The sequence below is a fragment of the Pseudomonas sp. TJI-51 genome, assembly GCF_000190455.2.
In the GTDB taxonomy this organism is placed as follows: Bacteria; Pseudomonadota; Gammaproteobacteria; order Pseudomonadales; family Pseudomonadaceae; genus Aquipseudomonas; species Aquipseudomonas juntendi.
Window position 1 is genome coordinate 1 of sequence record NZ_AEWE02000127.1, and the last position, 8,191, is coordinate 8,191.

General features: G+C 64.3%; 8 protein-coding genes. 2 read left to right on the forward strand and 6 right to left on the reverse strand.

Annotated features, from left to right (window positions below; all coding sequences use genetic code 11):
* Window positions 1–206 precede the first annotated feature (206 nt).
* Window positions 207–1,562, reverse strand: coding sequence for a glucarate dehydratase (gene gudD / locus G1E_RS23240; RefSeq protein ID WP_033690099.1), 1,356 nt, complete (start codon window positions 1,560–1,562; stop codon window positions 207–209).
* Window positions 1,563–1,581: 19 nt separating this feature from the next.
* Window positions 1,582–2,934, reverse strand: a complete 1,353-nt coding sequence (locus tag G1E_RS23245) for an MFS transporter (RefSeq protein ID WP_009681795.1) — start codon at window positions 2,932–2,934, stop codon at window positions 1,582–1,584.
* 261 nt (window positions 2,935–3,195) lie between these two features.
* On the opposite strand from G1E_RS23245, the gene G1E_RS23250 reads away from it, so the two are divergent.
* Window positions 3,196–3,897 carry a FadR/GntR family transcriptional regulator gene (locus G1E_RS23250; protein ID WP_009681793.1) on the forward strand — a complete coding sequence of 234 codons (702 nt, stop codon included), beginning with the start codon at window positions 3,196–3,198 and terminating at the stop codon, window positions 3,895–3,897.
* 30 nt (window positions 3,898–3,927) lie between these two features.
* On the opposite strand, the gene G1E_RS23255 is transcribed toward G1E_RS23250, so the two are convergent.
* The 4 genes from G1E_RS23255 to G1E_RS23270 form a co-directional block, all read right to left on the reverse strand.
* Window positions 3,928–4,938, reverse strand: coding sequence for an NAD(P)-dependent alcohol dehydrogenase (locus G1E_RS23255; RefSeq protein ID WP_009681792.1), 1,011 nt, complete (start codon window positions 4,936–4,938; stop codon window positions 3,928–3,930).
* A 122-nt stretch (window positions 4,939–5,060) separates the two neighbouring features.
* Window positions 5,061–5,651: an HAD family hydrolase gene (locus G1E_RS23260; protein ID WP_009681791.1), complete on the reverse strand. Its 591-nt coding sequence runs from the start codon at window positions 5,649–5,651 to the stop codon at window positions 5,061–5,063.
* Window positions 5,648–6,517: an acyl-CoA thioesterase II gene (tesB, locus tag G1E_RS23265; protein ID WP_009681790.1), complete on the reverse strand. Its 870-nt coding sequence runs from the start codon at window positions 6,515–6,517 to the stop codon at window positions 5,648–5,650. Before tesB ends, G1E_RS23260 begins: the two co-directional genes overlap by 4 nt.
* 149 nt (window positions 6,518–6,666) lie before the next feature.
* A complete protein-coding gene (locus G1E_RS23270) occupies window positions 6,667–7,236 on the reverse strand; it encodes a GNAT family N-acetyltransferase (protein WP_009681789.1) in 570 nt (189 codons plus the stop codon).
* A 180-nt stretch (window positions 7,237–7,416) separates the two neighbouring features.
* Between G1E_RS23270 and G1E_RS23275 the strand changes: the two genes are divergently transcribed.
* The gene (locus G1E_RS23275) at window positions 7,417–8,103 is read left to right on the forward strand and encodes a histidine phosphatase family protein (protein ID WP_009681788.1); all 687 of its coding nucleotides are present in this window, start codon (window positions 7,417–7,419) and stop codon (window positions 8,101–8,103) included.
* Window positions 8,104–8,191: the final 88 nt, after the last annotated feature.

An 8,191-nucleotide genomic window follows, 5' to 3' on the forward strand; every position in this document is an offset into this window, starting at 1 on the left:
GTCACAGGCGTTACTGGCCCGAAACAAACGTAGGAGCGAGCGCAGCTCGCGATTGCGCCGCGCGGGCGGCGCTCGATCTCACAGGCGCTGAAGATGCTCCGGCTACCCTTACCAGAGACCATAGAGTCTCCCACCTCGATCGCATCGGCTTCAAATCCTGTGCAATCCCTGTGGGAGCAGGCAAGCCCGCGAAGAGGCCAGCAGCCTTAACGCACCAGGCAAGGCCGCTTGTTATCAAAGCGCCAACCCGGAATCAGGAACTGCATCGCCACGCTGTCATCCCGCGCCCCCAACCCCATGTTGCGGTAGCACTCATGGGCCTTGGCCAGTTGATCCTCATCCAGCTCCACCCCCAACCCCGGCCGCGCCGGCACATGCACATGGCCGTCGACAATGCGCAGCGGCTCACGGGTCAGGCGCTGGCCGTCCTGCCAGATCCAGTGGGTGTCGATCGCGGTGATCTCACCCGGCGCGGCAGCCGCCACTTGAGTGAACATCGCCAGCGAAATATCGAAGTGGTTGTTGGAGTGCGAACCCCAGGTAAGCCCCCAGTCGTTGCACATCTGCGCCACCCTCACCGAGCCCTGCAAGGTCCAGAAATGCGGGTCGGCCAGCGGAATGTCCACCGACTGCAACTGGATCGCATGGCCCATCTGCCGCCAGTCGGTGGCGATCATGTTGGTAGCCGTGGGCAAACCCGTAGCGCGACGGAACTCGGCCATCACCTCGCGGCCCGAGTAGCCGTTCTCGGCGCCGCAGGGGTCTTCGGCATAGGCCAGCACATCATGCTTGTCGCGGCACAGGGCGATGGCCTCCTTGAGTGACCAGGCCCCGTTGGGGTCCAGGGTGATGCGCGCTTCGGGGAAGCGTTCGGCCAGCGCCGTCACTGCTTCCATTTCTTCTGCCCCCCGCAGCACGCCGCCCTTGAGCTTGAAGTCGCTGAAGCCGTAACGCTGCTTGGCCGCTTCGGCCAGGCGCACAACCGCCTCGGGCGTCAGGGCCTTTTCATGGCGCACACGGAACCAGTCGTCGTCACTGTCCGCTTCGTTGCGGTAGGCCAGGTCGGTCTGCTGGCGGTCGCCGATATAGAACAGGTAGCCCAGCATCTTCACCGCATCACGTTGCTGGCCCTCGCCCAGCAGTGCCGCCATGGGCACATTCAGGTGCTGGCCGAGCAGGTCGAGCAGCGCCGACTCGATGGCCGTCACAGCATGCACGGTGATGCGCAGGTCGAAGGTCTGCAGGCCGCGCCCCGCCGAGTCGCGGCTGGCGAACGTCTGGCGCATGGCATTGAGCACGCGCTGGTAGTGACCGATCGGCTGGCCTACTACCAGGCTGCGGGCGTCTTCCAGGGTCTGGCGAATGCTCTCGCCACCCGGCACTTCGCCAAGCCCCGTGTTGCCCGCGCTGTCCCGCAGTACCACCACGTTACGGGTAAAGAACGGGCCATGTGCGCCACTGAGGTTGAGCAGCATGCTGTCGTGGCCAGCCACCGGAATCACGCGCAGGTCGGTGACCACCGGGGTGCTGGTGTGAACGGCGGGTGTTGTCTGCATATTCATGGTTGTCGTCTCGCAGTCGTCAGTGGGTCTGGCCCAGGGCCGCGGGGCCCTTCAGGCTATCGGAAGGTGCGCCCTTGGGGCGTGTACGCACGAAGAAGATGGCAATTGCCGCCAGCACCGAAGTCACCGCCAGGCCATACAACCCGCCCTGGATCGAGCCGGTCTGCTGCTCCAGCAGGCCGAACGTGGTGGGGGCAACGAAGCCGCCGAGGTTGCCGACCGAGTTGACCAGGGCTATCACCGCCGCCGCGATGCGAGCATCCAGGTAGCCCTGCGGGATCGGCCAGAACAGTGACGAGGCCGACTTGAAGCCGATGGCGGCAAAGCACACGGCGACAAAGGCGAATACCGGCCCGCCGGTGGTGGACATGAACATGCCGATAGCCGCGACCACCAGGGCGCCTGCCACCCAGGCCTGCTGGAACTTCCAGCGTGCAGAACCGGCAGCGAAGGCATACATGGCCAGGATCGAGATCAGCCACGGGATGGAGTTGAGGAAGCCGACCTGCAAGTCGCTGAGGTCGCCCATGCGCTTGATGATGCTCGGCAGCCAGAAGGTGGCCGCGTAGATGGTTAGCTGGATGCAGAAGTAGATCAGGCAGAACAGTACGATCTGGCGGTCCTTGAGCAGGCTCCAGGCCGACGGCTTGGCCGCACCCAGCGCCTCGCGCGCTTGCTGTTCACGGTCGATGGTCGCGACCAGCGCATCCTGCTCGGCCTGGCTCAGCCACTTGGCGTCCTGCGGTTTGGAGTCGAGCCAGAAGAACACGAAGAAGCACAACGCCACCGAGGCCATGCCTTCGATGAACAGCATCCACTGCCAGCCGTGCAGGCCGAGCCCCTGGATTTGCATCAATGCCCCGGCCAAGGGGCCGGAAATCAGCGAAGCCAGCGCCGACCCGCTGAGGAAAATGGCGATTGCCTTGCCGCGCTCGGCCGCCGGCAACCAGCGGGTGAAGTAATAAATCACCCCAGGGAAGAAGCCCGCTTCGGCCACGCCGAGCAGAAAGCGCAGTACATAGAACTGGGTTTCGTTCTGCACGAAAGCCATGGCCGTGGCCATCAGCCCCCAAGTGAACATGATGCGGGTCAGCCACAAGCGGGCACCCACCTTCTGCAGCAGCATGTTCGAAGGCACTTCGAACAGCGCGTAGCCGATGAAGAACAGCCCGGCACCAAAGCCAAAGGCCGCAGCGCTGATGCCCAGGTCGCTTTCCAGGTGCGGGCGGACGAAGCCGATGTTGACGCGGTCCAGGTAGTTGACGATGAACATGATGACGAACAGCGGCAGCACGTGACGCTTGACCTTGGCCACGGCGCTGGCCAACGCGTCGCCTTCATTCCGGGCAGACGGAGCGAGGGTGTCGTTCACAGGTGAATCTCCCACTAGTTGTTTTTGTGCGGGTCGGGGTTGTCTGACATGGCAGTGGGGACGAGCATAGGCCCCGAGAAGTTGTACGACAAGATCAACAACATCGCCAAAATGGCAAAATACAAGCTTCAATAAAACTAATATGTTGCGATCTTGCAAAAACGGCCACTCGAAATGCACCCTCGAATCGCGAAAAATTGGGCAAAAAATATTTTTAGCAATTAACTTGTCATACAAGTACAACAAGAGGTGGACTACAGCATGCTCCCAGATCACGCGCACAAACGCGGCCACAGCCGCGCACATGACCTGGTCTCCAGCCTGACCCGGCAGATTCTCCTGGGCACCTTCAAGCCCGGCGACAAACTGCCGTCGGAGAACACCTTGGTACGCGAGCACGGGGTCAGCCGCACGGTGGTTCGCGAAGCCTTGTCGAAGTTGCAGGCCTCGGGGCTGGTGGAACCGCGCCACGGTATCGGCACCTTCGTGATGGCGCGCCAAGCCCAGGCCGGGTTGCGCGTTGCAGCGGAAAGCGCAGCGAATGTGCGCGACTTGCTGGAGCTGCGGGTCGGCCTGGAAAGCCAGGCCGCCGCGCTGGCAGCGCTACGCCGCGATGAAGGGCAGTTGGCGCGCATGCGCCAGGCACTGGATGACTACCAGGACCTGGCGGCGGCAGGTGACAGCTGCATCGAGGCAGACCGGCGTTTTCACCTGCTGATTGCCGAAGCCACCGGCAACCTGTATTTCACCGAGATGCTGCTGCAGCTGGGCAACGGCTTGATTCCGCGCAACCGCATGGCCCAAGCCGAGCGCAGTGGGTCGAAGATGGCACCGCAGGCATACCTGGCCAACCTGGAGCACGAGGCAATCCTCAATGCCATCCGCCGGCAAGACCCGGATGCAGCACGCGCGGCGGTGTGCCTGCACCTGTCCAACAGCCGCGACCGGCTGCTACCGGACTGACGGGCAACTGCGGCACAGCAGCCCCGGCGCTTACCAGGTCAGGCAGATCTTGCCGAAATGCCGGTTGCTCTCCTGGTAACGGAACGCGTCGACGATCTGCTCCAGCTCGAAGTGCTTGTCCACTACCGGCCGCAAACCGTTGGCATCAATGGCCCGCACCATCGCCTGCTGCTGCGCCCGGCTGCCGACCAGCACCCCTTGCAGGCGAATCTGCCGCACCAATGCCTGCACCAACGGCAGTTGCCCAGCCACGCCAGTAAGAATGCCGATCAGCGACACATGCCCGCCGATCCGTGCAGCGATCATCGACTGCTCCAGGGTAGCCGGGCCACCCACCTCGATCACGTGATCGACACCGCGGTTACCGGTCAGCTCGCGCACTTTCTCCCCCCACGCCGGGGTGCGCTTGTAGTTGATCAAGTGGTCGGCGCCCAAGGCCTTGAGCCGCTCCAGCTTGGCATCGCTGGACGAGGTGGCAATCACCGTGGCACCCGCCAGCTTGGCGAACTGCAGGGCGAAGATCGACACGCCACCGGTGCCCTGCACCAGCACCGTGTCGCCCGGTTTGAGGTGGTCGTCGCACATCAGCGCGCGCCAGGCGGTCAGGCCGGCAGTGGTCAGGGTGGCGGCTTCGGCATGGCTGAAGCCCGAAGGTGCCAGGGTAAACGCGGTGGCACGGGCGGTGACCTGTTCGCGGGCGTAGCCATCGATGCCGTCACCCGGCACCCGGGCAAAGCCTTCGACATTGGCCTGGCCATCGAGCCAGTCCGGGAAGAACGTACTGACGACACTGTCGCCGACCTGAAACTCGCTGACGCCGGCCCCTACGGCAACGACTTCGCCCGCACCGTCGGCCATGGGGATGCGCCGCTCACTCGGCCCCCACATGCCACTCACCACGGCGAAGTCATGGTAGTTCAGGGAGCTGGCGTGCAGGCGCACGGTGATCTCGCCGGCCTGGGGGGCCGCAGCCTCGCTGCTGCCGACCTCGACCTTGTCGTAGCCGCCGCCAGGTTGAACGTAGATGGCCTTGCTGGTCATGGGTTGGGTCTCCGTATCAACTTCAGGAATGGGAATGAGCATAGACAGGTCTATGGGTTGCAAAAGCTTCACGGGCTTTGCAGCAGCGGCGTTGTGTCGCGATCGGGCTGCGCACTATCGACTCAGCCCAGCATCACCTTCAGTGCCCGGCAATCGACCGCGTGCCAATCCACCAGTTGCGGCCATGGGTTATCGGGCACATTCACCAATATCGTGCGTGCCCCCGCTGCGCGCCCGCAGTCCAGGTCAAAACGGTAGTCACCCACCATCACCAGCTCGCTCGGCGCCACGCCCCAGGCCGCGGCAATCTTCAGCAACCCATCCGGGCTCGGCTTCGGTGCCGCCTCGTCACGCCCGAGCACATGCTCTACCGGGAAGCAGTCCGCCAGGCCTATCGCTTCCAGCGTTACATGGGCCAGTTCCCGCGCATTGCGGGTCAGTATCCCCAACCGGCAACCACGCGCAGCCAGTTCGCGCACCAGTTCAACCGCCCCGGTCGCCGCGGTGGAGGCCACCGCCAGCTCACGCTCATGCTCCAGCAGCCAGGCATGCTTGGCCGCGGCTTCGTCGGCTGGCAAAGCCGCCAGGTGGGTAAGGATGTCGTCCTCGGCAGGGATACCCAGCGCCTCCCGAATGGCGGCAAAGTCATGCACTGCCACGGTCAGGGTGCCGTCCATGTCGAACACCCAGTTGCGCACCTGCTGCAGGCTCATGCCCAGTCCTTGCGGTGGCGAATCAGGCCTTCCTGGCTCGACGATGCCACCAGTTGCCCGGCCTGGTTGAAAATGCTGCCGCGGCAGAAGCCACGGGAATTACCTGCCCACGGGCTATCGGTGGCATACAGCAACCACTGGTCGGCACGCAGGTTGCCGTGGAACCACAGCGAATGGTCGAGGCTGGCGATCTGCATGTCGCGCTGCCAAACCGACTTACCATGCGGCACCAGCGCAGTGGTGAGCAGGCCGAAGTCCGAGGCGTAGGCCAGCAGGTACTTGTGCAGGGCCGGCACGTCGGGCAGGTTGCCGTCGGCGCGGAACCACGCATATTTCACCGGGTCGCCTGGCTTGGGGTTGAACGGGTCACGCTCGGTGACCGGGCGAATCTCGATTGGCTTGGCGCACAGCACCTTGTCGCGGATGCGTTCAGGCAGATGGTCTGCCATGGCACGCGCCAGTTCCACTTCGGTAGGCAGGTTTTCCGGGCCGACCACGTCGGGCATCTGCGCCTGGTGGGCGAAGCCTTCCTCGTCGTACTGGAACGAGGCGCTACAGGTGAAAATGGTCTGGCCCTTCTGGATCGCCGTCACCCGCCGGGTACTGAAGCTGCCGCCATCACGCACACGGTCCACCGAGTACACCACCGGCAGGCTGGCGTCCCCCGGGCGCAGGAAATAACCATGCAGCGAGTGCACATGACGCGCGTCTTCGACCGTCTGGCTGGCTGCCGACAACGACTGGCCCAGCACCTGGCCGCCGTACAGCTGGCGGAAGCCCAGGTCTTGGCTGCGCCCACGGAACAGGTTCTCCTCGATGGCTTCGAGGCTCAACAGGTCGACCAGGTCGTCCAACACATGACTCATTGGGGCATCTCCGTAGAAGCGAGCCTTGCTCGCGCTGCGCCGCCTGGGCGGCGCTCGAACTCACAGGCGCCGAACCCCTTGCGGCCCAGCGCCCTTTCAATGGGCAAATAATACAGCGTTTGCCATTCGCACCGAGCATGGCTGTGCATTCAGGCGCGCAGGGTGTGCTCCCAGTGCGCACGGTCGATGCGGTACAGCACATGCGGGCGTAGCGGGTGGCCTGCGGGCAGGCGCGGGTGCTCGAAGCTGCCGCGCAGGTCTTGCTGCATGCCGATGGCCTGCATCACCTTCTGCGATGGCAAGTTACTTTCGGCAGTGAACGACACCACCTCGTTCAGGCGCAATTGGGCGAACGCACAGCGCAGGCAGGTCCACGCGGCTTCGCTGGCAAAACCCAGCCCCCAGTGGCGCCGGGCCAGGCGCCAGCCAATCTCCACGGCTGGCGCGAAATCGGCGTCAAAGTTTACCTGCAGCAAGCCGGTCATGCCGATGAATGCACCGCTGTCCTTGCGCTCCAGCGCCCACAAACCAAAACCGTATTCGTTGAAGTGCCCGCGTATGCGGCCAATCAGCGCAGCAGCTTCCAGGCGTGTGAGCGGTGCCGGGAAGTAACGCATCACCTGCGGGTCGGCACACAGCGCCGCAAATTCACGCAGGTCATCGTCGTGCCATTGGCGCAGCACCAGCCTTGCGCTTTCCAGTTGAAGGGTGGAGGTCATCGGGCTTGCTCCGGTTTTCGCCGAATTACAGTCTACAGCGTAGGCGCCGGCGCGGTGTTCACCCAACGGGCCGCAACCGAATGCAATTTTCACACGCCCTTCACCGGCCCCCGACAGCTCGCTTAGCAAAATGCCGCCATCACTGCCGTGCCCGCCGCGGCCCTGTCACTGGAGCAACGCATGCTATCGAGCAATACCCTGGGGCACCCTGCCATTCACGCCCGGCGCAAACGGCGCCTGTCTCGCAAAGCCCTTGGTGCCGCCCTTGGCTTGTGCATGGTCGTGGCGGCCTTGACCACCTGGCTGGCGACGAGGACGCATATCGTGGACCTTGGCAACGAGCAACAACTGAGTGACAGCGGCCTGCTGCAGAACTGGGCCGAGGGTGCCGTGATCGTGATGATCCGCCACGCCGAACGCTGCGACAGCGCCCCGGGCCCGTGCCTGGACGACCCCACCGGCATCACGGTGGCCGGCAGCCAGGCTGCCACGCGGGTGGGCCAAGGCCTGCACCAACTGGGCCTGGCCAACACCGACCTGCTCAGCAGCCCGAAACTGCGCACCCGGCAAACCGCGCACTTCATCCTCGGCCAGGCGGTGGCCAGCGAAGACTGGCTGGAAAGCTGCGACAGCCAGTTCGCCAGCGATGCAATGGCGCACAAGCGTGCGGGGCACAACCTGGTGCTGGTGACCCATAACGGCTGCATCGATCACTTCGCCCGCCAGCAGCACGTGGCCGGCGGCGAGCGCGAAAGCGCCTACGCCAGCGCGCTGTTCGTTTCGGTGGACGGTAACGGCAAGGCACGCATCCTCGGCCGCCTGAATGAGCCCGACTGGCAGCGGGTGCTGGCCAGCGCCGCAAAATAGCAGTGGCCTGCTCGGGCCTCATCGCCGGTAAGCCACACAGGCGCTGTGGCAAACACCTGTCAGCCCTGATGCGGTCCCTGTGGGAGAT